19 protein-coding genes are annotated in these 25,704 nt (G+C 66.8%); 12 read left to right on the top strand and 7 right to left on the bottom strand.

What is annotated here, in order from left to right; translation table 11 throughout:
* Window positions 1-3 precede the first annotated feature (3 nt).
* Together dnaE and PPZ50_RS12240 are read left to right on the top strand one after the other, a co-directional pair.
* The gene (gene dnaE / locus PPZ50_RS12245; RefSeq protein WP_272815307.1) at window positions 4-3,594 is read left to right on the top strand and encodes a DNA polymerase III subunit alpha; all 3,591 of its coding nucleotides are present in this window, start codon (window positions 4-6) and stop codon (window positions 3,592-3,594) included.
* A 47-nt stretch (window positions 3,595-3,641) separates the two neighbouring features.
* Window positions 3,642-5,216: a long-chain fatty acid--CoA ligase gene (locus PPZ50_RS12240; protein WP_066689120.1), complete on the top strand. Its 1,575-nt coding sequence runs from the start codon at window positions 3,642-3,644 to the stop codon at window positions 5,214-5,216.
* Between the two features lie 3 nt (window positions 5,217-5,219).
* On the opposite strand, the gene PPZ50_RS12235 is transcribed toward PPZ50_RS12240, so the two are convergent.
* Window positions 5,220-6,437 carry a TetR/AcrR family transcriptional regulator gene (locus tag PPZ50_RS12235; RefSeq protein WP_084401380.1) on the bottom strand — a complete coding sequence of 406 codons (1,218 nt, stop codon included), beginning with the start codon at window positions 6,435-6,437 and terminating at the stop codon, window positions 5,220-5,222.
* A 131-nt stretch (window positions 6,438-6,568) separates the two neighbouring features.
* On the opposite strand from PPZ50_RS12235, the gene PPZ50_RS12230 reads away from it, so the two are divergent.
* Genes PPZ50_RS12230 through PPZ50_RS12215 form a run of 4 tightly spaced genes read left to right on the top strand, consistent with a single transcriptional unit; the run spans window position 6,569 to window position 10,748 of the window.
* A complete protein-coding gene (locus tag PPZ50_RS12230) occupies window positions 6,569-7,813 on the top strand; it encodes an acyl-CoA dehydrogenase family protein (RefSeq protein WP_066689173.1) in 1,245 nt (414 codons plus the stop codon).
* Entirely contained in the window at window positions 7,803-8,816 is a 1,014-nt protein-coding gene (locus PPZ50_RS12225; RefSeq protein ID WP_066689118.1) for a phosphotransferase family protein, read from the top strand. The genes PPZ50_RS12230 and PPZ50_RS12225 overlap by 11 nt, the downstream gene beginning before the upstream one ends.
* Window positions 8,816-9,610: an SDR family NAD(P)-dependent oxidoreductase gene (locus PPZ50_RS12220; protein ID WP_232307887.1), complete on the top strand. Its 795-nt coding sequence runs from the start codon at window positions 8,816-8,818 to the stop codon at window positions 9,608-9,610. The genes PPZ50_RS12225 and PPZ50_RS12220 overlap by 1 nt, the downstream gene beginning before the upstream one ends.
* 58 nt (window positions 9,611-9,668) lie before the next feature.
* Window positions 9,669-10,748, top strand: a complete 1,080-nt coding sequence (locus PPZ50_RS12215) for a catalase family protein (protein WP_066689172.1) — start codon at window positions 9,669-9,671, stop codon at window positions 10,746-10,748.
* Window positions 10,749-10,863: 115 nt separating this feature from the next.
* Here PPZ50_RS12215 and PPZ50_RS12210 read toward each other — a convergent pair whose 3' ends face one another.
* From PPZ50_RS12210 to PPZ50_RS12195, 4 genes are read right to left on the bottom strand one after another with little or no spacing between them, the layout of a single operon-like run.
* Window positions 10,864-11,736 carry an acyl-CoA thioesterase gene (locus PPZ50_RS12210; RefSeq protein WP_157092690.1) on the bottom strand — a complete coding sequence of 291 codons (873 nt, stop codon included), beginning with the start codon at window positions 11,734-11,736 and terminating at the stop codon, window positions 10,864-10,866.
* Window positions 11,736-12,863, bottom strand: a complete 1,128-nt coding sequence (locus tag PPZ50_RS12205) for an acyl-CoA dehydrogenase family protein (protein WP_272815306.1) — start codon at window positions 12,861-12,863, stop codon at window positions 11,736-11,738. Before PPZ50_RS12205 ends, PPZ50_RS12210 begins: the two co-directional genes overlap by 1 nt.
* A gap of 22 nt (window positions 12,864-12,885) precedes the next feature.
* Window positions 12,886-14,064: an acyl-CoA dehydrogenase family protein gene (locus PPZ50_RS12200; protein WP_066689113.1), complete on the bottom strand. Its 1,179-nt coding sequence runs from the start codon at window positions 14,062-14,064 to the stop codon at window positions 12,886-12,888.
* Complete coding sequence (locus PPZ50_RS12195; RefSeq protein ID WP_066689108.1) at window positions 14,061-16,085, bottom strand: 3-hydroxyacyl-CoA dehydrogenase NAD-binding domain-containing protein; 2,025 nt, start codon at window positions 16,083-16,085, stop codon at window positions 14,061-14,063. Before PPZ50_RS12195 ends, PPZ50_RS12200 begins: the two co-directional genes overlap by 4 nt.
* Window positions 16,086-16,266: 181 nt before the next feature.
* Between PPZ50_RS12195 and PPZ50_RS12190 the strand changes: the two genes are divergently transcribed.
* The 6 genes from PPZ50_RS12190 to PPZ50_RS12165 all read left to right on the top strand — a co-directional run bounded on the left by PPZ50_RS12190 (window position 16,267) and on the right by PPZ50_RS12165 (window position 23,718).
* Entirely contained in the window at window positions 16,267-17,994 is a 1,728-nt protein-coding gene (locus tag PPZ50_RS12190; RefSeq protein ID WP_066689106.1) for a class I adenylate-forming enzyme family protein, read from the top strand.
* An 881-nt stretch (window positions 17,995-18,875) separates the two neighbouring features.
* Window positions 18,876-20,732, top strand: coding sequence for an ABC-F family ATP-binding cassette domain-containing protein (locus PPZ50_RS12185; protein WP_272815305.1), 1,857 nt, complete (start codon window positions 18,876-18,878; stop codon window positions 20,730-20,732).
* Window positions 20,733-20,842: 110 nt separating this feature from the next.
* Entirely contained in the window at window positions 20,843-21,349 is a 507-nt protein-coding gene (locus tag PPZ50_RS12180) for a CbrC family protein (RefSeq protein WP_084401378.1), read from the top strand.
* 77 nt (window positions 21,350-21,426) lie between these two features.
* The gene (locus PPZ50_RS12175) at window positions 21,427-23,073 is read left to right on the top strand and encodes a DNA polymerase III subunit gamma/tau (RefSeq protein WP_066689102.1); all 1,647 of its coding nucleotides are present in this window, start codon (window positions 21,427-21,429) and stop codon (window positions 23,071-23,073) included.
* A complete protein-coding gene (locus PPZ50_RS12170; protein ID WP_066689100.1) occupies window positions 23,070-23,393 on the top strand; it encodes a YbaB/EbfC family nucleoid-associated protein in 324 nt (107 codons plus the stop codon). The genes PPZ50_RS12175 and PPZ50_RS12170 overlap by 4 nt, the downstream gene beginning before the upstream one ends.
* Window positions 23,394-23,469: 76 nt before the next feature.
* Window positions 23,470-23,718 carry a hypothetical protein gene (locus PPZ50_RS12165; RefSeq protein ID WP_066689098.1) on the top strand — a complete coding sequence of 83 codons (249 nt, stop codon included), beginning with the start codon at window positions 23,470-23,472 and terminating at the stop codon, window positions 23,716-23,718.
* Window positions 23,719-23,915: 197 nt separating this feature from the next.
* Here PPZ50_RS12165 and mtgA read toward each other — a convergent pair whose 3' ends face one another.
* A complete protein-coding gene (mtgA, locus tag PPZ50_RS12160) occupies window positions 23,916-24,641 on the bottom strand; it encodes a monofunctional biosynthetic peptidoglycan transglycosylase (RefSeq protein WP_066689096.1) in 726 nt (241 codons plus the stop codon).
* Between the two features lie 149 nt (window positions 24,642-24,790).
* Complete coding sequence (gene rpoH / locus PPZ50_RS12155; protein ID WP_055792879.1) at window positions 24,791-25,696, bottom strand: RNA polymerase sigma factor RpoH; 906 nt, start codon at window positions 25,694-25,696, stop codon at window positions 24,791-24,793.
* Between the last annotated feature and the right edge of the window lie 8 nt (window positions 25,697-25,704).

Below are 25,704 nucleotides of genomic sequence, written 5' to 3'. Positions count from 1 at the left end.
CGGATGGCGCATTCCGGGTTCGTACCGCTTCGTATCTTTTCCTCCTTCACCATGCTTGAAGGGGCGATCGATCCCAAGGCGATCGCGAAACAGGCACGCAAGCTGGGCTTTCCCGCCGCCGGGCTGACCGATCGCAACGGGCTGTACGCAGCCATGGCGTTTTCGGATGCGTGCAAGGATCAGGGCGTGCAGCCGGTGGTCGGCACACTGCTGGCGGTTGCGCGGCCGGGCGGGGTCGAGGGCGTCGAGCCGGAGATCGACTGGTTGCCGCTGTTCGCGCAGGACCGCCAAGGCTACGACAATCTGTGTGCGCTGGTGTCGATGGCGCATCTCGACCGGCCGGTCGAGATTCCGGCGCATGTGCCGATCGATGCGCTGATCGGGCGCAGCGACGGGCTGGTCGCGCTGACCGGGGCGGGCGACGGGGCGCTGGCGCGGCTGTTCGCTGCCGGGCGCGAGGACGAAGCCCTGGCCTATACCGACCGGTTGCAGGCGCTGTTCGGCGACCGGCTCTATGTCGAACTGGCGCGGCGGGGCGAGGGCGTCGAGCAGCGGGCGGAGCCGTTCCTCCTCGACCTCGCCTATGCCCGCGACCTGCCGCTGGTCGCGACCAATCCGTGCTGCTTTGCCGAGGCGGATTTCCACGATGCGCATGACGCGATGCTGTGCATTGCCTCCTCAAGCTATGTCGCGAGCGAGGATCGCCAGCGGTCGTCGCCCGAGGCGTGGCTGAAGCCGGCGCCGGTGATGCAGGCAATGTTCGCCGACCTGCCCGAGGCGCTGGCCAACACGCTGGTCGTGGCGCAGCGTTGCGCGGTGGCGGCGCCCAAGCGCAAGCCGATCCTGCCGAGCCTGGCCGGCGATCGCGAGGGCGAGGCGTTGAAGCTGCGCGTCGATTCGCGTGCCGGGCTGGTCGACCGGCTGCGCAAGATCGTCGCGCTGGAAGAGGGCATGGTGACCGCCGAGGTCGCGGTCGCGGCACCCGCACCATGGGAGGATGCGCCGACGCCGGCGGCGACCGGCGAGGTGTCGGAATTGTCCGAGGACGAGCTGGTCGCGCGCTTCCCCGACTATTTCAGCCGGCTCGATTTCGAACTCGACGTCATCTGTCAGATGGGGTTTCCGGGCTACTTCCTGATCGTTGCCGACTTCATCAAATGGGCGAAGGACCATGATATTCCGGTGGGGCCGGGCCGTGGTTCGGGCGCAGGTTCGGCGGTCGCCTGGGCGCTGACCATCACCGATCTCGACCCGATCAAGCTGGGGCTGCTGTTCGAACGCTTCCTGAACCCGGAACGCGTGTCGATGCCCGACTTCGACATCGACTTCTGCGAAACCCGGCGGGGCGAGGTCATCCGCTACGTCCAGCAGAAATATGGCCGCGATCAGGTGGCGCAGATCATCACCTTCGGGAAGCTGAAGGCGCGCGCGGTGCTGAAGGATACCGGCCGCGTGCTGCAGATGAGCTATGGCCAGGTCGATCGCCTCGCCAAGCTGGTGCCGAACCATCCGACCGATCCGTGGACGCTGGACCGGGCGATCAACGGCGTATCCGAGCTGAACCAGCAGTACGAGCGGGAGGAGGATGTGCGCCGCCTGCTCGACCTCGCCATGAAGCTGGAGGGGTTGCCGCGGCACAGCTCGACCCACGCGGCGGGCGTGGTGATCGGCGACCGGCCGCTTAGCGAACTGGTGCCGCTGTACCGCGATCCGCGGTCCGACATGCCGGTGACGCAGTTCGACATGAAATATGTCGAGGGCGCGGGCCTCGTGAAGTTCGACTTTCTGGGCCTCAAGACGCTGTCGGTGCTGAAGTTCGCGGTCGAATTGCTGGCGCGGCGGGGGGTCGTGGTCGATCTCGACAGTCTGCTCTGGGACGATCCGGCGACCTACGAACTGCTCAAGCGCGGCGACACGGTCGGGGTGTTCCAGCTGGAATCGGAAGGGATGCGGCGGACGCTGACCGCGGTGCGGCCGACCAATTTCGGCGACATCATCGCGCTGGTGTCGCTGTACCGGCCGGGGCCGATGGACAACATCCCCTCGTTCGGCGCGCGCAAGGCCGGACGGGAAGAGATCATCTATCCCCACGACCTGCTCGAACCGATCCTGAAGGAGACCTACGGGATCTTCGTCTATCAGGAACAGGTGATGCAGGCCGCGCAGATCCTGGCGGGCTATTCGCTGGGCGGCGCGGACATGCTGCGGCGCGCGATGGGCAAGAAGGTCAAGGCGGAGATGGACGCGCAGCGATCCATCTTCGTGAAGGGCTGTGCCGAGGTGAACGGGATTCCGGAGGCGAAGGCCAACGAGCTGTTCGACTTGATCGACAAGTTCGCAGGATACGGGTTCAACAAGAGCCACGCGGCGGCCTATGCGCTGCTGGCGTATCAGACGGCGTGGCTGAAGGCGCATCATCCGCATGAGTTCTTCGCGGCGTCGATGGCGTTCGATTATGCGCAGACCGACAAGCTGGCGATCTTCGTCGATGACATGAAGCGGTTGCGCATCGACTGCCTGCCGCCCTGCATCAATTCGAGCGATGCGACTTTCGGGGTCGAGGAGACGCCGGAAGGTGGCCTTGCGGTGCGCTATGCGTTGTCGGCGCTGAAGGGCGTCGGCGAGCGGGCGATGGAACTGATGGTCGAGGAGCGGGCGGCGAAGGGGCCGTACAAGTCGCTCGACGATTTCGCGGGGCGGGTCGATCCCAAGCTGCTCAACAAGCGGCAGATCGAGACGCTGGCGGCGGCGGGCGCGTTCGAATGCGTCGAGGGCGACCGGGCGGGCGTGCACGCGCTGGCCGATACGCTGATGGCGACCGCGCAGCGGACCGAGGCGAACCGGTCGAGCGGGCAGGGCGGGTTGTTCGGGGAAGCGAGCGGTGCCGTCGAGACCGCGATGCGCGTGCCCGACGTCCATTGGTCGCTCACGCAAGCGATCGCGGCGGAGAAGGATGCGTTCGGATTCTATTTCTCGGCCCATCCGCTCGACCGTTACGCGCATCTCGCCAGTGCGCATGGCGCGCGCAAGATAGCCGATCTGGCCGATACCCATGTGCCCGAAGGCGGCCGAGTCGGCGCGACGGTGGCGGCGCTGGTCGAGGATGCGCGCTGGCGGACCTCGGCACGTGGCAAGCGGTACATGATGGCGACGCTGTCCGATGCGACCGGGCAGGTGCCGGTGACGTGTTTCGACGAGGGGCCGGCGAACGATCTGGAGGCGGCGGGCAAGGTCGGCGGGTGCGGGCTGTTCACGCTGGAACTCGACCGGCGGGCGGGTGACGAGAGTGCGCGGGCGACGGTCAAGTCGTTGAAGCCGTTCGACGTTATCGCCCGCGACGTGCGGCTGCGGCTTGACCTCACCATCGACGATCCCGCCGCCTATCCGGCGCTGGCCGGGCTGGTCCAGCATGAGCGGGGAGCACGCGGCGAGATCTGGGTTTCGGTGCCGGCTACGCCAGGAATCGAAGCCCGGGTATGCCTGGGCCGCGATTTCCGGATCGATGGCGAGCTTGCCGAACGGGTCGGCAGGCTGCAAGGTGTCACCCAGGCGGCGTTCGATACGGTGAAGGCACCGCTCGCCGCCGTGGGATAGGGGCGTGACAGCCCCGTTCGCGAAGGAGAGTGCGCGTGCTGGGCGGAATGCAGGATTTCGAACTTCGAGTACCCCGACTGCTCGACCATGCCGAGCGTGAGCATGGGGGTCGCGAGATCGTCACCCGCTGGGCGAACGGAACCGAGACGCGGACCAACTGGGCCGGTATCGCGCGGGATGCGCGGCGGCTGGCGCAAGCGCTGGAGCGGCTGGGTATCCGGCGCGGCGACCGCGTGGCGACGATGGCGATGAACCACGCCCATCACCTGATCGCGTGGTACGGCGTGATCGGCATGGGCGGGATCATCCATACCATCAATCCGCGGCTGTTCGACGACCAGCTGGCCTATATCGCCGACCATGCCGGTGATCGGGTGCTGTTCTACGATGCGGTGTTCGCGCCGATCATCGAGCGGATGAAGCCCCGCCTGTCGGGTATCGAGCATTTCATCGTGATGGACGGCGACGGGCCGGACAGCTTTGCCGCGCTGATCGCGCCTGAAACCGGCGACTATGCCTGGGTCGAGGGGGACGAACGCGAGCATTGCATGATCTGCTATACCAGCGGCACGACCGGCGATCCGAAGGGCGTGATCTATTCGCACCGGTCGAACGTGCTGCACGCGATCGCCGAGCTGCAACCCGACGAGTTCGACCTGTCGCAGCGCGCCGTCTGCCTGCCGGTGGTGCCGATGTTCCATGCGGTCGGCTGGGGCCTGCCCTTTGCGGCGCCGGCGGTGGGGGCGAAGATCGTGTTCTCGGCGGTCAACGATCCCGCCGTGCTGTGCGACCTGATGAACCGGGAGCGGGTGACGCATTCGGCAGGCGTGCCGACCGTCTGGTTCGCGATGTTCCAATATATGGACGCGACGGGGCAGGCGCCCGAGCATCTGAAGGTCGTGACGATCGGCGGGTCGGCCGCGCCGCGCGCGATGATCGAGCGGATCATGCGGATGGGCGTGCGGGTCAATCACGCATGGGGCATGACCGAGACATCGCCGATCGGGACGATGGGTGCGCCGGGGTCGGACTGGGACGATCTGAGCTTCGACCAGCGGGTCGATCAGGTGTGCCGACAGGGCAAGGTCCCGTTCGGCGTCGAGCTGCGCACCGTCGACGAGGAGGGCAACGTCCTGCCGCGCGACGGGCAGACGTCGGGCCAGTTGCAGGTGCGGGGCCCCTGGGTCATCAAACGCTATTTCCGCGACGAGGCGGGCGACGCGCTGACGCCGGATGGCTGGTTCGACACCGGTGACGTGGCGATGCTGCACCCCGACGGCACGATGCAGATTACCGACCGGGCGAAGGACGTCATCAAATCGGGCGGCGAATGGATCAGTTCGGTCGATCTGGAGAATGCAGCGGTCGGCTGTCCGGGTGTTGCCGAGGCGGCGGCGATCGGCGTGCCGCATCCGCGCTGGGACGAACGGCCGGTGCTGCTGGTGGTGAAACGGCCAGATGCGGAGGTGACGGTCGAAGCGGTGATGGCCCATCTGGCGACCAAGGTCGCGAAATGGTGGCTGCCCGACCGGGTGATCTTCGTCGACGCGCTGCCGCACAGCGCCACGGGGAAGCTGAAGAAGGCCGCGCTGCGCGGGGAATATCGCGGGGTGCTGGCGTGATCGCTACACGACCGGGTCGGTGAACAGCCCGGTCATCACCGTCGAGGCATAGAAGCCGACCGCGCGGTCGCGCGGCATGGTCGCCGCCCAGCCGCGCAGGTCGAAGGCGGCGTTCTGCAACGCCATCAGCGCCTGTGCGGCGATCAGCGGGTCGACCGCACGGACCGATCCTTCGGTGATGCCGTCGCTGATCGTGCCGGCAAAGCGGCGGGCGATCCGGTTGGAGCGGTCGACCATCGCCTGCCGCACGCCGACGGGAAGGCCGGCGAGCGCGGTGGTGCGCAGCAGCGGCCCCTGTTCGGTGAACTGCGCGTCGACCAGCGTCGCCAGCGTGCTGGACAGGCGTTGCCAGTGGCTGCCGCCGTCACGGTCGGCGGCGCGCTGCGCGGCGGAAATGGTGTCGAAGCTGCGCTGGTAACAGGCGGCGACCAGATCGTCCTTGGCATCGAGGTGATGGTAGAACGACCCCTTGGTCACGTTCAGTTCGGACGCGATCCGCTGCACCGAGGCGCCGCGATAGCCGAGTTCGTTGATGAGCCGGGTGGCGGCACGCAGAAAGGCGTCGCGCGCCGGCTCCGCATCCGCCTGTTCCAGCACCAGCGGTTCGGGGTCCCAGCGCTGGCCGGGGCCGGCAAGGCCGTGGGTGAACACGTCCATCAACCGCGCCTCCACCCGGTCATATTGGTCGGGTTCGTAACGGTCGATCCAGACGGTCAGCCAGAAGCAGTTTTCGAGCAGCATGTGCGCGCGGGCACCCTGCACATCCTTGGCGATGCGGTCGCGTGGTTCCCCCCACAACGTGCGTGCCTTGCGGAAGACGTCGCGCCAGCGCGCCAGCAGCCGGGCCTTGAACGGATCCTCCATCGCGCGCAGGTCGGACAGCATCGCGACGGGACGTTCCTCGTCCGCCTCGATCCGGCGCTGGCGGTCGAAATGGATCGACAGGAATTCGGCGACGCGCGCCTGTGGCGTCGGCTGGCGCAGCGATTCGTCGAGCGCCGCGTGCAGCCAGTCGAGCGTGTGGTCGAAGGCGGCGGCGGCGAGGTCCTCCTTGCGCTTGAAGTAATAGGTGACGCTGGTGGTGTTCAGCCCAACGCGGCGCGCGACATCGGCAAAGGTCATGCCCTTGGCACTCGCTTCGTTGATCGCCTCGGCTGCTGCGGCAAGGATGGCGTCGCGCTTGGCGCGGTAGCGTTTGGTGGCCCCGTCGGTCGTCGTCATGGTCCCATCTCTAGCAGATCGGGTGTGGACCCCAAGCCCCATTATCGCACCATACCGCGACGTCATCTGCGCTTTACCGAATATCCGGTATGGCGTAGACCGGGCAAAACAGTTGCAATGGGAGACGGATGTTGGACTTTCGGTTCAGTGCGCGCGAAACCGAATATCGCGACCGCGTGGCGGCGTTCATCGCCGAGCATGTCGCCCCGGCCGACCATGCATATCATGCCGAGGTCGCGCGCGGCGATCGCTGGGCACCGGTCGCGATGCTGGAGCCGCTGAAGGAAAAGGCGAAGGCCGCCGGACTGTGGAACCTGTTCATGCCGCCGCATTCGGGCGCGCCGATGGTCGATGAGAGCTTTGCGTTCGAAGGGACGCAATTGTCCAACGTCGAATATGCGCTGTGCGCCGAGGAGATGGGCAAATGGCATTGGGCGAGCGAGGTGTTCAACTGTTCCGCGCCCGACACCGGCAATATGGAGGTGCTGCACCGCTATGGCACGCGCGAGCAGAAGGAAGCGTGGCTCAAGCCGCTGATGGAAGGCACGATCCGCTCCGCCTTCCTGATGACCGAGCCGGCGGTGGCGTCTTCGGATGCGACCAATATCGAGACGCGGATCGTGCGCGATGGCGATGATTATGTGATCGACGGGCGCAAATGGTGGTCGTCGGGCACCGGCGATCCGCGCTGCAAGGTGGCGATCGTAATGGGCAAGACCGATCCGGATGCGCGGCGGCACCAGCAGCAGAGCATGATCCTGGTGCCCATGGACACGCCGGGGGTACGGATCGAGCGGATGCTGCCGGTCTATGGGTACGACCATGCCCCGCACGGCCATGGCGAGGTGGTGCTGGAGCAGGTGCGGGTGCCGGCTGCGAACCTGTTGCTGGGCGAGGGGCGCGGGTTCGAGATCGCGCAGGGGCGGCTGGGGCCGGGGCGCATTCATCATTGCATGCGGACCATCGGCGTGGCGGAGATGGCGCTGGCGGCGATGGCGAAGCGGCTGCAATCGCGCGTGGCGTTCGGCAAGGCTATCGCCGAGCATTCGGTGTGGGAACAGCGGGTCGCGCGCGCGCGGATCGATATCGAGATGACGCGGCTTCTGTGCCTGAAGGCGGCCGACATGATGGACCGTGCGGGTAACAAGGCGGCGCAGGGCGAGATCGCGATGATCAAGGTGCAGGCGCCGACCATGGCGCTACAAATTCTCGACGATGCGATCCAGGCCCATGGCGGGGGCGGGGTGTCGGAGGATTTTCCGCTCGCCGCCGCATGGGCCGGGGTGCGCACGCTGCGCTTTGCCGACGGGCCGGACGAGGTCCACAACCGCGCCATCGCCCGTGCCGAGTTCGCGAAGGTGGCCGATGAACGCTGACCTCGATCTCGCGCGGCTGGGGCCGTGGCTGGCGGCGACGGTGGGCGAGGGGCCGGTCGAGGTTACGCGCTATCCGGGCGGGCAGAGCAATCCGACCTACCGGGTCGAGATGGCAGCGGGGTCGTTCGTCTTGCGGCGGAAGCCGTTCGGACCGCTGTTGCCCAGTGCCCATGCTGTCGAGCGGGAATATGCGCTGATCGCGGCGCTGCATCCGACCGGCTTTCCGGTGCCGCGGCCGATCGCGCTGTGCGAGGATACGGAGGTGATCGGTGCGCCCTTCTACCTGATGGAGCGGGTGGCCGGGCGGACGATCTGGGACGGGTCGATGCCGGACATGACCCCGGTCGAGCGGCGGGGGCATTATGAGGCGATGATCGATGCGCTGGCCGCGTTGCATGCGATCGATCCGGTGGCGGTGGGCCTGGGCGATTATGGCAAGCCGGGCAATTATTTCGAGCGGCAGGTGGCGCGTTGGACCCGGCAATATCGTGCGAGCCAGACCGACGACCTGCCCGATGTCGAACGGCTGATCGACTGGCTGCCGCGCACCGTACCGGCGCAGGAGCGGGTGTCGATCGTTCATGGCGATTACCGGATCGACAATCTGATCTTTGCCGAAGCCGAACCGCGCGTCGCGGCGGTGCTCGACTGGGAATTGTCGACGCTGGGCGATCCGATGGCCGATTTCACCTATCTGCTGATGAACTGGGGCACCGAGCCGGATGGGCGGTCGGGGATCAAGGGGCTGGCGGGCGGCGACAGCGGCATTCCGACGATGGACGAGGTGGTGGCGCGCTACTGCACCGCGACCGGGCGGCGCGACGTGCCGCAGCTGGAATGGTATTTCGCCTATAACCTGTTCCGCCTGACCGGCATCGTGCAGGGCATCAAGCAGCGGCTGCGCGACGGCAATGCCGCGAGCGCGCAGGCGGCGGCGATGGCGGCCAAGGTGCCGATGCTGGCGGCAATGGCATGGGATTTCGCGAAGAAGGCGGGGGCGTGATGCGCTTTGCGGGCAAGTCGGTGCTGGTCACCGGGGCGGGATCCGGCATCGGGCGTGCGACCGCGCTGGCCTTTGCCCGCGAAGGGGCGGGCGTGGTGTGTGCCGATGTGGCGCAGGGCGACGTGACGGCGGCGATGATCGAGGACATGGGCGGCCGGGCGGTCGCGTGCGCGATGGATGCCGGGGAGGACGCGGATGTCGCGCGGGCGATCGCACTGGCGGTCGACACGTTCGGCGAGATCGACGTGGTGCATGCCAATGCCGGCATATCGGGCGGGATCGCCGGGCTGTTCGACACGACCGCCGAGGACTGGTCGGAAATCCTGCGGGTCAATCTGATCGGCCCGTTCCTGGCGATCCGCCATGCCGCGCCGATCATGGCGGCGGCCGGCGGCGGGGCGATCGTGTGCACCGCCAGCGTTGCCGGGCTGCGATCGGGCGCGGGTGGCGCGGCCTATTCGGCGTCGAAGGCGGGCGTCATCAACCTGGTGCAGACCGCCGCGCAGCAGCTGTCCGGATCGGGCGTGCGGGTCAATGCCGTATGCCCCGGCTTGGTCGAGACCGGCATGACCGCGATGGTGTACGACCATGCGCGGCAGTCGGGCAAGGAAGCACGGATCGGGCGGCTGAACCCGCTGCGGCGCGGTGGCGAGCCGGAGGAGGTGGCGGCAGTCGTGCTGTTCCTGAGCTCGGCCGAGGCGAGCTATGTCAACGGGCAGGCGCTGGCGGTCGATGGCGGGCTGTCGTCGAGCCATCCGGTCACCCGGCAGGACTATGGGCGTACCGCCATCTGACGGGGCGGAACGAATCGGATTGCCGCCCTTTGTCGTTCAAAGACAAAGGAGTTTGCCGATGACCGCCCTGCTGAAACCGCCGATCCGCTATTCGGCAAGCCTGGAGCAGCCGCAGCCAGACGAAGCGGAGGCGGTCGCGGATATGGAGCGGTCGTTCGACACGATCCTGGAGACGACCTCGAAGGATTATGGCAAGGCGGTTCGCGCGGTCCATGCCAAGGGGCATGGCATCCTGAAGGGTGAGCTGACCATCCATGACGACCTGCCGCCGGAACTGGCGCAGGGGCTGTTCGCGACGCCGGGCGTGCATCCGGTGATCCTGCGATTCTCGACCAATCCGGGCGACATCATCGACGATGCGATCGGGTTGCCGCGTGGTCTGGCGTGGAAGGTGCTGGAGGTCGACGGCGAGCGGCTTTCCGGTGCGGAGGGGCGGACGCAGGACTTCGTGATGGTCAATGCGCCTGCCTTCGCCGCGCCGACGCCGCAGAAATTCGCGGGCAATCTGAAGCTGCTCGCCAAGACGACCGACAAGGCGGAATGGGCGAAGAAGGCGCTGTCCTATGTCCTGCGCGGGGCGGAAGCGGCGCTGGAAGCGGTCGGGACCGAGAGTACGTTGCTCAAGACGATGGGCGGGTCGAAGAACGTCCATCCGCTGGGCGAGACCTATTTCTCCGCGACGCCGTTCCGCCACGGGGCGTTCGTCGCCAAATATCAGCTGGTGCCTGTGTCGCCCGATCTGGTCGCGCTGACCGATCGGGTGATCGATACGAGCGACCGGCCGAACGCGATCCGTGAGGATATGCAGGCGGATGCCCGCCGGGTGCGCGGCGAATGGGAGGTCCGGGTGCAGCTGCTGCGCGATACCGATGCCCAGCCGATCGAGGATGCGGCGACGCCGTGGCCGGAAGATGTCAGCCCGTTCATCACCGTCGCGACGATCCGGACAGAGCCGCAGGACAGCTGGTCGGCGGACCAGGTGGCCGAGGTGGACGACAATCTGCGCTTCAGCGTGTGGACCGGGCTGGCGGCGCATCAGCCGCTGGGCGGGGTGAACCGGGTGCGCAAGCCGATCTACGACCATTCGGTGCAGTATCGACGGCGGTTCAACGGGTGTCCGTTGCACGAGCCGGGTTGAGGGGGCTTTCGTACTCCCGTGGAGGCGGGAGTCCAGGGCGGCAAACGGTAACGTTTGTGACAGGGCAACCCTGGACCCCCGCCTTCGCGGGGGTACGGTCATGGAGCGGGCGTGGCTACTCCCTTACCCGCACCAGCCCTTCCTGCGCGACGCTTGCCACCAACCGCCCGTCGCGGCTGAAGAAGCGGCCGCGGTTGAAGCCGCGGGCGTGGCCGGCCCAGGGGCTGTCGGTCTGGTACAGCAGCCAGTCGTCGGCGCGGAACGGTTCGTGCAGCCAGAGCGCGTGGTCGAGGCTGGCGGTCTGTACCTGGTCCATCATCCAGTGGATGCCGTGCGGCAACATGCAGGTGCCGAGCAGCATCATGTCGCTGGCATAAGCGAGGATCGCGCGGTGCAGCGTCATGTCGTCGCCGATCGGCGCGACCGCCCGGAACCAGCCATGTTGCAGCGGGGCGCGCTTGGTCGGGTCGCTCCAGTGCTCGGCCTCGACCGGGCGGATCTCGATCGGACGGGCGCGCAGGAACAGGCGGCGAAACTTCTCCGGAATGCGGTCCTGCATCGTTTCACGCAGTTCACGGTCGGTCGGCAAAGCCTCGGGCGGCGGCACGTCGGGCATCGCATCCTGATGCGCCAGCCCGTTCTCGGGCAGCTGGAACGATGCCGCCATGTTAAGGATCGCCTGCCCGCGCTGCATCGCGATCACGCGGGCATTGGCGAAGCTGCGCCCGGCAAAGTCGCGGACCACGCGATAGACGATCGGATGCTGTTCATCGCCCGGCCGCATGAAATAGGCGTGGAGCGAGTGCGCGATCTTCTCCCCGCCGATCGAACGCTGGGCGGCCTGCAGCGCCTGAGCAATAACCTGCCCGCCGAACACCCGGCCGACGCCGCCCGGATTGCGGGCGCCGCGATACAGGTCGGTGTCGATCTCCTCGATATCGAGCAGGCGGACGAGACCGGCGATCAGATCGTCGGGTGTTGGCTCCATCAATATCCCCCGGCGCGCGCCACACGGTCGGTGTGATAGCCGATATCGCCGAACATTTCGGTCAGGACGCGGGCGCGCTTCATGAAGAAGCCTATATCAGCCGCGTCGGTCATGCCAATGCCGCCATGCATCTGCACCGCTTCCTGCACCGACAGGGTGGTGGCGATGCCGGTCATCGCCTTCGCAACGGAGACGGCGAGGTCGGCGTCGGGCGAACCCTGGTCGAGCAGTTGCTGCGCCTTCAGCACGGCGGCGCGGGCGACCTCCAGTTCGCAATAAAGATGCGCGGCGCGGTGTTGCAGCGCCTGGAAACTGCCTATGGTCTGGCCGAACTGCTTGCGCTGGCGCAGATAGTCGAGGGTGCGAGTGGCGGCGCCATCGCCGACGCCGAGCGATTCCGCCGCCGCCCCGGTCCGTGCGGCGCCGAGCAGGCGGGCAAGCGCCGTCCCGCCGTCATCGACCGCGCCGACCACCGCGTCGCCATCGACCATGACGTTATCGAAGGTCAGCCGTGCGGCGATGCTGCTGTCGACCAGCCGCCGCGGATCGGCAGTCATGCCCGGTGTGCCGGCCGGCAGCGCGAACAGGGTCAGGCCGTCCTTGTCGTCGGCTTGGCCGGCAGTGCGGGCGACGACGAGGATCAGGTCGGCGACATGGCCATGGGTCACGAACTGCTTGGTGCCCGACAGACGGAAGCCGTTGCCGGCGCGCTCGGCGCGGAGCGCCACGCTGTCGCCATGCTTGGCGCGCTCGTCGATGGCGAGCGCGGCGACGGTTCGGCCTGCGGCGATTTCGGGAAGCCAGCGTTCGCCGGACGACGTGCCGGCCAGCGCCGCGACGGCGGCGACCGAGGTGGTGAGGAACGGGGAGGGCGACAGGTTGCGGCCGATCTCCTCCAGCACGATGCCGGCCTCGACATGGCCAAGGCCCAGGCCGCCGGCGCTTTCGGGCACCATCATGCCGGTGAAGCCCATCTCGGCGAACTTGGCCCAGAGGTCGCGGTCGAAGCCGGTGGGGTCGTCAGCATCGCGCAGCGCGCGCAGATGCGCGACCGGCGCGGCCTCCCCCAGAAATTCGCGCGCCGTATCGGCGAGCATCGTCTGATCTTCGTTCAGAAACAACGGCATGATGGTAATTCCTGACAGACGGTTACTGGGTCGGCAGGTCGAGAATACGACGCGCGATGATGTTGAGCTGGATTTCGGACGTGCCGCCCTCGATCGAATTGGCCTTGGTGCGCAGCCATGCGCGGGCTTCGGCGCCGTCTCGGCTGTCGGAGCCCTCCCATTCGAGCAGGTCGCTGCCGCCCGCCGCCATCATCAGCTCGTGGCGCGTCTTGTTCAGCTCGGTCCCGACATATTTCATCATGCTGGGCTGCGCCGGATGGGCGCGGTTCGCCTTCAGTTCGTCGATGAAGCGTTCGGACATGGCGGCAAAGGCGCGGGCGCGGACATCGAAGGTCGCGAGCGTGGCGCGCAGCATCGGATCGGCGAGCCGGCCCTGATCGTCGTGCCCGACCGTCGCCACCGCGCGGTCGATCAGCGGACGATCATCGGTCAGCCCCATGCCGGAGATCATCTCCCGCTCATGGCCGAGCAGATATTTGGCGACGTCCCAGCCCTTGTTCCGTTCGCCGATCAGATTGGTCTTGGGCACGCGGACATCGTCGAAGAAGGTTTCGCAGAAGGGCGAGTTGCCGGAGATCAGCTTGATCGGGCGGGTGGCGACGCCGGGCGAGGCCATGTCGAACAACAGGAAGCTGATGCCGCCCTGCTTGGTCGAGCGGTCGGTGCGGACGAGGCAGAAGATCCAGTCGGCCTTGTCGGCATAGCTGGTCCACACCTTCTGCCCATTGACGATGAAGTCGTCGCCATCCTCCACCGCGCTGGTCTGCAGCCCGGCAAGGTCGGAGCCGGCGCCGGGTTCGCTATAGCCCTGGCACCAGCGGATTTCGCCGCGGGCGATCTTCGGCAGATGCTCCAGCTTCTGTTCTTCGGTGCCGTATTTCAGCAGCGCCGGCCCGAGCATCGAGATACCGAAGGAATAGAGCGGGTTGCGGGCGTTTATCGCCGCCATTTCCTCGCGCAAAATCTTGGCTTCGGCCGGCGACAGGCCGCCGCCGCCATAGGCGGTCGGCCAATCGGGCACGGTCCAGCCGCGTGCCGCCATGCGGTCGAGCCAGATCTTCTGGTCGGGGTTGGCGTAGGTCGCGTTGCGGCCGCCCCAGGTCGCATCCTTGTCGGAGCGGACCGGTTCGCGCATCGAGGGCGGGCAATTCTCCTCCAGCCAGGCGCGGGTGTCGGCGCGGAATTGGGCGAGGTCGCTCATGCCGAGAACCTCCCGCCCTGTTCGGCTTTCTCGCGCAGCAGCGGCGATACCTCGAAACCGTGGCGCTCCAACCCCTCGACGATCTTTTTCAGCCCTTCGGTATCGGCCCAGAACATCGGGCCGCCGCGATAGACCGGCCAGCCATAGCCATAGATCCAGACCACATCGATGTCCGACGCGCGCTGCGCCTTGCCCTCGGCCAGGATCTTCGCGCCTTCGTTGACCAGCGTGTAGAGCGTCCGCTCGATGATCTCCTGATCGGTCACCTCATGTTGCGGCGTGTTGGTCTTCTTGCGGAAATCCTCGATGATCTCGGCGACGCGCGGGCTGTTCGACGGGGTCCGCTTCGCGTCGTAATCGTAGAAGCCGGCCTGCTTCTTCTGGCCCCAGCGGCCTTCGGCGGCGAGGGCGTCGCGCAGGTTTTCGATCCGGTTGGGATCGCGGTGCCAGCCGATGTCGACGCCGGCCAGATCGGCCATCTGGAACGGGCCCATCGGCATGCCGAATTCGACATGGACCCGGTCGACCTGTTCCGGGGTGGCGCCTTCCAGCAGCAGCTTCAACGCTTCGACCTGGCGCGGTTCCAGCATGCGGTTGCCGATGAAGCCGTGACAGACGCCGGCGATGACCGCGACCTTGCGGATCTTCTTGGCCAGCGCCATCGCCGTTGCCAGCACATCGTCGGCGGTCGCATCACCGCGGACGATTTCCAACAGTTTCATGACGTTGGCGGGCGAGAAGAAGTGCAGGCCGAGTACGTCCTCCGGCCGCTTCGTCGCCTGGGCGATGACGTTGACGTCGAGATAGCTGGTGTTCGACGCGAGGATCGCGCCGGGTTTGCAGATCGCGTCGAGCCTGGCGAAAATGTCCTGCTTGACCGACATTTCCTCATACACAGCCTCGATCACCAGATCGACATCGGCCAGCGCGTTCAGGTCGAGCGTGGGGGTGAGCAGGCCCATCGCCTGGTCGACCTGTTCGGGCTTCATCCGGCCCTTGGCGGCGGTGGCGTCGTAATTCTTGCGGATCGTGGCGGTGCCGCGGTCGAGCGCGTCCTGCTGCATCTCGACGATGGTGACGGGCACGCCTGCCGACAGGAAGTTCATCGCGATGCCGCCGCCCATCGTGCCGGCGCCGATGATGCCGACGCGGTCGATCGGGCGCAGCTTCACGTCGTCGGCGATGCCGTCGATCTTCGATGCCTTGCGTTCGGCGAAGAAGATATGGCGCTGGGCCGCCGACTGGACGCCGAACATCAGCTTCATGAACTGCTGGCGTTCGAACTCGACCCCCTCGGCATAGGGGGTTTCGGTTGCCTTCACGACGCAAGCGATGTTGGCGGCGGGTGCTTCGAAGCCGCGGAAGCGGCGGGCGTTGGTTTTCTCGAAGGCGGCGATAGCTTCCGGGTCGGGGGAGAGCGGGCGCTCGGACGCGCGGGGAATCGGGCGGACGTCGGCGACTTCGCGGGCGAAGGCGATGGCGTCGGCGAGCAGGCTGTCCTCGCCGGCCAATCGGTCGACGATGCCGGCCTGCTTAGCCTTGGCAGCGGAGATCGGATCGCCCTTCGCCACCATCTCCAGCGCGACCGCGACGCCGGCGAGCCGAGGCAGGCGCTGGGTGCCTCCGGCACCGGGGAGCAGGCCGAGCTTCACCTCGGGCGTGCCGAGCTTCGCGCTGGGAACGGCGATGCGGTAGTGGCTGGCGATCGCAACCTCGCACCCGCCGCCCAGCGCCGTACCGTGGATCGCGGCGACGACCGGCTTGTCCGACGCCTCGATCCGGTCGACCACCTCCGGCAGCATCGGTTCGATCGGGGGTTTGCCGAATTCGGTGATGTCGGCCCCGGCGAAGAAGGTCCGCCCGGCGCAGGCGATCACCACCGCGCGGACCGAACCGTCGCCGGCGGCTTCCTCGATCGCGGCCGTCAGCCCCTTGCGGACCGGAGCCGACAGGGCGTTGACCGGGGGATTGTCGGCGATGACGACCAGGACGTCGCCATGGCGTTCGGTAGTCACGGGCATGTCGCATCTTCTCCATAAAATGCCATACCGGTCATTCTAAACGCCGGCGGGGTTGCTGCATTCTATTGCCTTTCGCGGGATGACAATCAATAGTGTCGGCCATGAAAAGCGGAAGGAGCGGGGCAAACCCGACCTTCGACAGATAGTCAGGAGCGGTTGCGTGGCAGGTAGCGAAGCAGGGATGACGGTGCCGGCGGACTGGCCGCGCATGTCGATGGCGGCGGTACGGGGTGCGCTGACCGCGCCGGGCCAGCCGTTCGAGATGGATCAGGTGACGATCGACGGGATCGCGACGCGGGTGTGGAAGAATGCGCCGGCGAACCTGACGCAGCTGATCGCGCTGTCGCGGACGCATGGCGATCGGCTGGCGACGATCCATGAGGACCAGCGCGTGACCTATGAGGCGCAGTATCGCGCCATCGCGACGCTCGCCGCCGAACTGCGCGCGATGGGAGTGGCGAAGGGCGACCGGGTGGCGCTGGCCATGCGCAACATGCCCGAATGGCCGGTGGCCTTCTTTGCCATCGTCGCGACCGGGGCGATCTGCGTGCCGCTCAACGCGTGGTGGAGCCCGCAGGAGCTGGCGTTCGGTGTCAACGATTCGGGCGCGCGGGTGCTGATCGTCGACCGGCAGCGGCACGACCGGCTGGACGGCGACTATCGCGCGATGCCGGGGTTGGAGGCGGTGCTGGTCGCGCGGGCGCGGGTGCCGCTGAGCGGGATCTGCCGGCGGCTGGAGGATGCGATCGGCGATTGTAGCGGCTATGCGTCGCTGCCTGAGGTTGCGCTGCCGGCGGTCGAGATCCTGCCTGACGATGCGGCGACGATCTTCTATACCAGCGGCACGACCGGGCGGCCCAAGGGGGCGCTGGGCACGCATCGCAACCTGTCGACCAATATCCTGTCGGCGGCCTATGTTGCGGCAAGGTCCTATCTGCGGCGGGGCGAGATGCCACCCGAGCCGGAGCCGAAGGTCGGGTTGCTGGTCATCCCGTTCTTTCATGTGACGGCGTGCAGCGCGTCGCTGATGGGGGCGCTGGCCGGGGGCACGACATTGGTGCTGATGCGCAAATGGGATGCGGGCGAGGCGCTGGCGCTGATCGAGCGGGAGCGGGTGCAGGTGACCGGCGGCGTGCCGACGATCGCGTGGCAGTTGCTGGAGCATCCCGACCGCGAGAAATACGACCTGTCGTCGCTGGAGGTCGTGCAATATGGCGGCGCGCCGTCGGCGCCCGATCTGGTGAAGCGGATCTTCGACGTGTTCGGTGCGCTGCCCGGCAATGGCTGGGGCATGACCGAGACGATGGCGACGGTGACGCAGCATGTCGGCGAGGATTATCTGGCGCGGCCGACCAGTTGCGGTGCGCCGGTGCCGGTCGCCGACCTGAAGATCATGGCCGATGACGGCGTGACCGAACGGCCGGTCGGCGAGGTCGGCGAGCTGTGGGCGCGCGGGCCGATGATCGTGCGTGGGTACTGGAACGCGCCGGAGGAGACGGCCAAGACCTTCGTCGACGGATGGGTGCGCACCGGCGATCTGGCGCGGCTGGACGAGGAGGGCTTTTGCACCATCGTCGACCGCGCCAAGGACATCATCATCCGCGGTGGCGAAAATATCTATTCGATCGAGGTGGAGGACGTGTTGTACGCGCATCCTTCGGTCACCGATGCCGCGTTGGTCGGCGTGCCCGATCCGGCATTGGGCGAGGTGCCGGCGGCGGTCGTCCACCTGTGTCCGGGATGCGAGGCGAGCGAGGCGGAGCTGCAGGCCTTCGTCCGTGCGCGGCTGGCGGCGTTCAAGGTGCCGGTGGCGGTGCGGTTCTCGGACACGGTGCTGCCGCGCAATGCCAATGGGAAAATTTTGAAAAGCGAGCTGCGCCAGATGTTTGCCGCGCCGGGCAAGGCGTAGCGCAGCTACGTCGAGCCGCAGGAGGCGCGGCCGGTGGGCGGCGCGTGAGGCGCCGTCCGACGACGCGGGCTTTGCCCGTGGCGGGCCTCGGTACGGGCCCGGGTGCGACGGCCAAAGTTCACTAAGTTCACACTCGCCGCGCCGGGCCAGGCCTAGCGCAGCTAGGCCGCGTCCCCAAGGCGCGGCCGGCCGGCGGCGCGTGAGGCGCCGTCCGACGACGCGGGCTTTGCCCGTGGCGAGCCTCGGTACGGACCGTGTGAGAAGGTCAAAGTTCACTAAGTTCACACTCGCCGCGCCGGGCGAAGGGGTAGCGCAGCTAGGCCGAGCCTTCAGGCACGGCCGGCCGGCGGCGCGTGAGGCGCCGTCCGACGACGCGGGCTTTGCCCGCGGCGGGCCTCGGTACGGGCCCAGGTGCGACGGTCAAAGTTCACTAAGTTCACACTCGCCGCGCCGGGCGAAGGCGTAGCGCAGCTAGGCCGAGCCTCCAGGCGCGGCCGGCCGGCGGCGCTTGAAGCGCCGTCCGACGACACGGGCTTTGCCCGTGGCGGGCTTTAGGTACGGACCGTGTGAGGCGGTTAAAGTTCACTAAGTTCACACTCGCCACATAGTCAGCGAAACAATGCTATTCAGTTGCAATAACGGTTCATCCAGCATTCGCGGCGATTGTCCCGTGCCGTCACGGGGAGATCCCAGCCTTCGCTGGGATGACGTCTGGGGCGGTTGAATGCGCGCGGCTAGCGAAGCGCGCGCAGGCGATCGGACGTGTCAAAGAGCAGGCGCGTGGGGGCGGCCGGGGCGGATCATGCGCCGGTGATGGCGTGTAGGAAAGGCCGTTCCCGCCACCCTTCGCAAGTGCCGTGAAAACTGCTAACGGCCCGGCCATGCTCAATCTGAACGGTATCACGGTGCGCCTGGGCGGGCGGACGATCCTCGACAACGCCAGTGCGGCGCTGCCGCCGGGCAGCCGCGTCGGGCTGATCGGGCGCAATGGCGCGGGCAAGTCGACGCTGGTGCGGGTGATCGCCGGCCAGTTGGAGCCCGATAATGGCGTGGCGGAGATGCCGCGGGGCAGTCGGCTGGGCTATGTCGCGCAGGAAGCGCCGGCCGGACAGGCGACGCCGTTCGAAACCGTGCTGGAAGCCGATGTCGAGCGTGCGAAGCTGATGCACGATGCCGAGACGGTGACCGATCCCGACCGGCTAGGCGATATTCACGAAAGGCTGCTGGCGATCGACGCCTATGGTGCCCCGGCGCGCGCGGCGCGGATTCTGGTCGGGCTGGGCTTTGACGAGGAGATGCAGAACCGGCCGCTGGAGAGCTATTCGGGCGGCTGGCGGATGCGCGTGGCGCTGGCGGCGTTGCTGTTCAGCCAGCCGGACGTGCTGCTGCTCGACGAACCGTCGAACCACCTCGACCTTGAAGCGGTAATGTGGCTCGAGGATTTCCTGAAAGGGTACAAAGCGACGATCGTCGTCGTCAGCCACGAGCGCGATTTCCTGAACAACGTCGTCGACCATATCCTGCACCTGCATCAGGGCAAGATCACGCTGTATCCGGGTGGATATGACGCGTTCGAGAAGCAGCGCGCCGAGCGGCTGGCGCAGCTGGAGGCGGCGCGCGCCAACCAGGCGGCGCAGCGGGCCAAGCTGCAGGAATATGTCGCCAAGAACTCGGCACGCGCCTCGACCGCCAAGCAGGCACAGTCGCGGCTGAAGATTCTCGCCAAGATGAAGCCGATCGCGGCGATGGCCGAGGACCCCAGCCTGTCGTTCGACTTCCCCGATCCCGATGAGCTGCGTCCGCCGCTCATCACGCTCGACATGGCGAGTGTCGGCTATGGCGAGACGCCGATCCTCAAGCGGCTGAACCTGCGCATCGATCCCGAGGATCGCATCGCGCTGCTGGGCCGCAACGGCAACGGCAAGACGACGCTGGCGCGGCTGCTGGCGGCGCAACTGGCGCCGATGGACGGCGACATGAACGCCGCGGGCAAGATGAAGGTTGGCTACTTCACCCAGTATCAGGTGGAGGAACTGAGCACCGACGACACCCCGCTGGAGCATATGACGCGGCAGATGAAGGGCGCGTCGCCCGCCGCCGTCCGCGCGCAGTTGGGGCGGTTCGGCTTTTCGGGGGACAAGGCGACGACATTGGTCGGGAAGCTGTCGGGCGGCGAGCGGGCGCGCCTCGCGCTGGCGCTGATTACGCGGGATGCGCCGCACATGCTGATCCTCGACGAACCGACCAACCACTTGGACGTCGATGCGCGCGAGGCGCTGGTGCAGGCATTGAACGCCTATACCGGCTGCGTGCTGCTGGTCAGCCACGACCGGCATATGCTGGAGGCGACGGCGGATCGGCTGGTGCTGGTCGATGAGGGGACCGCGAAGGAGTTCGACGGGACCATCGACGACTATATCGCGCTGGTGCTGGGCAATTCGGCGAAGGAAAAGGCAGCCAAGGCCAACAAGAAGAACGACCGCAAGGCCGCCGCCGAAGCGCGCGAAAAGGCGCAGGTGTTGCGCAAGGGGGCGCAGGCGATCGAGCGCGATCTGGCGCGGCTGACCGAACAGCGCGATGCCCTGGATGCGGCGATGGCGGGGCAGGCGTCGCCTGCGCTGGCCAAGCTGACGATGGCGCAGTTGATGAAGCGCCGCGCGAGCCTCGATACCGAAATCGAGGTGGCGGAGACGAAGTGGATGGAGGCGAACGGGGCGTTGGAGGCGCTGGCGGCGTAGGGGGATTGGCGTCACCGCTATCCCGTCGAATTATGCGTCTTGGTGTATGTGCCGCCGGGCAATGCTAAAATTCGCTTGCGGACATTTGGTATGGCGAGCAAGCTGTAGTGATGGACGCTGATCAACCGTTCTTTCGCTTCAACCCAAATGCGTATGTGGACGAAATATCATTCAAACGTTCCCAAGACGTTTGCGAGCTGTGTCGGCGAGCAAGTGTCTGGGAATATACGGGTAACATCTACACGACTTCCCTACGACCGACCGTTTGTGCACGATGCATTGCCGAGGATCGTCTTTTAGGTTTTCTCCAAGATGATCTTGCTACACTGCATGATGTGGATATCTTTGGCGCAGAGATTTCGCTTGCAAAGGAAGTTCTAACACGAACACCTGGCGTACGTTGCTTTAATCCATTCGAGTGGCCAGTCATCAATGGAATTCCACTTGCATTTATGGGATATGGTGACAACGCCGCATTGATAAACCTCCCTGGAGTCGACGAAGCTATCGAGGAAGGTTTCGCTGGATATAGGCAGGAGTCCAGTCTTGTTCCTTACGCGCTCATCTTCAAGCAACTGGATGGCGACAGGTATCGCGTAGTCGTCGACCTCGATTGAGTGCCAAGACGATGTCCGCGGCACACGGTAGCGGACGACAGGCGACACCGCCGCCGCCAGCCGCTAAGACACCCCCAATGTCCGACTCCTTCCTCGCCCTCGATATCCCCGAACAGCCTGCAGCGGCGCAGCCGTACCGCGTGCTCGCGCGCAAATATCGGCCGCAGACGTTCAGCCAGCTTATCGGCCAGGATGCGATGGTCACGACGCTGGGCAATGCGATCAAGCGTGGGCGGCTGGCGCATGCGTTTTTGCTGACCGGGGTGCGCGGGGTCGGCAAGACGTCGACCGCGCGGCTGATCGCCAAGGCGCTGAACTGTATCGGGCCGGACGGGCAGGGCGGGCCGACGATCGATCCTTGCGGGGTGTGCGAGCCATGCCGGGCGATCGCCGAGGGGCGGCATATCGACGTGGTCGAGATCGACGCCGCGTCGAACAACGGCGTCGACAGCGTGCGCGAGATGACCGAGGCGGTGCGCTATGCCGCGGTGTCGGCGCGCTTCAAGATCTACATCATCGACGAAGTGCACATGATGTCGACGCCGGCGTTCAATGCGCTGCTGAAGACGCTGGAAGAGCCGCCCGCGCACGTCAAGTTCCTGCTGGCGACGACCGAGGTGCACAAGGTGCCGGTGACGGTGCTGTCGCGTTGCCAGCGGTTCGATTTGCGGCGGATTCCTGCCGATCTGCTGGCAGGGCATTTCGCGCATGTGGTCGAGGCGGAGGGCGTCGAGGCCGAACCGGAGGCGCTGCAACTGATCGCGCGGGCGGCGGAAGGATCGGCGCGCGACGGGCTGTCGATCCTCGACCAGGCGATCGCGCATGGCGGGCTGGACGGCGAGGGCGTGCGGGCCGATGCCGTGCGGCAGATGCTGGGCCTGTCGGATCGGGGGGCGATTCGGACGCTGTTCGACCTGCTGTTGAAGGCGGATGGGCCGGGGGCGCTGCGGGCGCTCAGGGCGCAATATGATCTGGGCGTCGATCCGGCGTCGGTGCTGCGGACGCTGCTCGAAACCGTGCATGCGGTGACGATCGTCAAGGTCGGCGGCGATCGCGGACCGGGCCAGTCGGCGGAGGAGCGCGCGGCGTTCGACGGGTGGAGCGCGCTGTCGTTCCCGATGCTGCACCGGCTGTGGCAGTTGCTGCTGAAGGGGCATGAGGAAGTGTCGCGCGCGGCGTTGCCGATCGAGGCGTGCGAGATGGCGTTGCTGCGCATCGTCCATGCATCGTCGCTGCCCGATCCGGGGACGCTGGCGAAGCAGTTGGCGGCGGGGCAGGTTCCGGCGATGGGCGCGCCTCCTGCGCCGGCGCCCGCGCCTGCCGCCGAACCGGTGGCGGTGGCCGATCCGGTGCCGGAGACGGCCGAACAGGTCGCCCAGCTGCTATCGAAGCATGGGCGGCATTCGCTGGAGGCGCAGTTTCGCAATTGCGCGCGGCTGATCCGGCTGGAGCCGCAGCTGATCGAACTGAGCGGCGCGCGGCCCTTGCCTGCCGACTTCACCCGTGATCTGGAAAATGCGCTGAAGGGGATCACCGGCAGCCATTGGCGCGTTCTGATCGGCGAGGGGACGGGCGAACCGACCTTGCGCGAACAGGAAACGGCCAAGGCGGAATCGGAGCGCGATCAGGTCCTCAACTCGCCGCTGGTACAGGCGGCACTGGCGGCGTTTCCGGACGCCACCCTCGATCATTGGCAACGCAGCGACGGGAGTATCGCGCGATGAAGAATCTCGACGACATCATGGCCATGGCGCAGAACGTGCAGAACGAACTGACCAAGGCGCAGGCGAACCTCGACACGATCGAGGTCGACGGACAATCGGGCGGGGGGCTGGTCAAGGTCCGTGCCTCGGCCAAGGGGCGCATCCTGGGCGTCGATATCGACGATTCGCTGCTGCAGCCGTCGGAAAAGCAGATGCTCGAAGACCTGATCGTCGCCGCGTTCAACGATGCGCGGGCAAAGGCGGATGCGGCGAGCTCGACCGAAATGTCGAAGCTGACCAACGGCCTGCCGCTGCCGCCGGGATTCAAGCTGCCGTTCTGAGCGGTTCGGAACGCTGCTGGAACAAGCGGCGGGCGTGACGGTTCTTGGGCTCATCCATCATTGAGGGAGAGAGGCCATGGAACCCGATCGGATCGAAACCAACCCCAATGGCGCGCCGCAGACGGTGATCGTCGAGCGGCGCGGGTCGGGCGGCGGGTTGTTGATCGGGCTGGCGATCCTGCTGGCGGTGATCGTCGGGGCCTATTTCCTGCTGAACAACGCGAACAACGACAACGCCCGGACCGGTGCGGTGACGTCGGCGGCGAAGAGCGTCGGCGATGCGGCGGACAAGGCCGGCGATGCGGTTGAGCGGGCGACGAAGTAACGTCGTTTTCTGACCGGAGACGAGCGTCACCCCAGCGGAGGCTGGGGTGACGTGCTTTGGCAGGTACTTCCTATGCCCTGCCTCGTCATTCCGGCGAAGGCCGGAATCCATGGATACGGGCCGGTTCGATGGAGCCGCTGACGTTTCGTAACCATGGATCCCGGCTTTCGCCGGGATGACGTTTGGGGCGGGGGCAGCTACTTGAGACAGCTGTCCAGCCCCTCGCGGCGGACGATGGCGATGCGGCGTTCGATCGTGCGGGCGTAGCGGCGGGTGAAGCCGGTCGGGGCGATGCCGGCGCGCTTCTTGGGCAATGGCAGGACGGCGGCGATCTGGGCGGCCTCGCGCGCGCCCAGCTTGTCGGCGCCGTGCTTGAAGTAGCGACGCGCGCCGGCTTCGACGCCATAGGTGCCGATGCCGGTTTCGGCGACGTTGAGATAGACTTCCATGATCCGCCGCTTGCCCCACATCGCCTCGATCAGAACGGTGAAATAGGCCTCCAAGCCTTTGCGGAAATAGCCGCCGCCCTGCCACAAGAAGACGTTCTTCGCGGTCTGCTGGCTGATGGTTGATCCGCCGCGGATGCGCCCGCCCTCGGCATTGCGACGGGCGGCGTTGGCGATGGCGATGTAGTCGAAGCCGTTATGGGCGCAGAAGCGGCTGTCCTCCGCCGCGATGACCGCGCGGGGCATGTCGGGGTCGATCTTGGACAGCGGGCGCCAGCTCTTGGTGACGCCGTGGCCGGTGGGCACGTCGCCGAGCATGGTGAGGGTGATCGGTGGCGGCACGAAGCGCAGGATCAGCACCCAGAGGACCGAGAGGATGACGAAGCCGAGGATCGCCTTGATCGCCCAGCCGGTCAGGCGGCGGGGCCAGCGGCGGTTCGCAGCGGGCTTTGGGCGGGATGCGGTGCGGGCGGCCATGAAGGCTCGCTAGCCGGAGCGAGCGGGCGAGGGCAAGGTGGCAACTGACGTTGGTGGAGGAGCCATGGGCGGCATGGGTTATGGATCCCGGCCTTCGCCGGGATGACGGTTGGGGCGGGGGTGGTCCGTCGCCACCCCCGCCCCCGGCCTTACACCGCGGCGAGCATCCGGCGGTCGCCGGCGAGGCGCATCATCGCCTTTTGCAGCTTTTCGAAGGCGCGGACCTCGATTTGGCGGACGCGTTCGCGGCTGACGCCGTAGACTTGGCTCAGCTCTTCCAGCGTCTTGGGGTCGTCCGTCAGGCGGCGTTCGGTCAGGATGTGCTTTTCGCGGTCGTTCAGGTCGTCCATCGCCTCGACCAGCATGCCGTGGCGGACATCGGCTTCCTGTGCCTCGGCCACGACCGAGTCCTGCAACGGGCTGTCATCGGCCAGCCAGTCCTGCCACTGGCTCTCGCCATCCTCGCGCATGGGGACGTTGAGCGACGTGTCGCCGCCCATCGCCATGCGGCGGTTCATCGAGGTGACTTCCTCTTCGGTCACGCCGAGGTCGGTCGCGATCTTCTGGAGGTGTTCGGGGCTGAGGTCGCCGTCCTCGAACGCGTCGAGCTTCGACTTCATCCGGCGCAGGTTGAAGAACAGCTTCTTCTGCGCGGCGGTGGTGCCCATCTTCACGAGGCTCCACGAGCGCAGGATGAATTCCTGGATCGAGGCGCGAATCCACCACATCGCATAGGTGGCGAGGCGGAAGCCGCGGTCGGGTTCGAATTTCTTCACGCCCTGCATCAGCCCGATATTCCCTTCGGAAATCAGTTCGCTGACCGGCAGGCCGTAGCCGCGATAGCCCATCGCGATCTTTGCGACGAGGCGCAGGTGCGAGGTGACGAGCTGCGCCGCCGCCTCCGGATCGCCATGTTCCTGAAACCGCTTGGCGAGCATATATTCCTGCTCGGGCGCGAGGATCGGGAACTTGCGGATTTCGGAGAGATAGCGGTTGAGGCTCGCCTCGCCGCCAAGCGCCGGGATCGTCGCCGGGACGTTGCTGCCAGTTGCCATCGCGTGAA

This window comes from Sphingomonas hankookensis, assembly GCF_028551275.1.
GTDB lineage: Bacteria > Pseudomonadota > Alphaproteobacteria > Sphingomonadales > Sphingomonadaceae > Sphingomonas > Sphingomonas hankookensis_A.
This window is presented reverse-complemented; position numbering and strand designations above follow the sequence as displayed.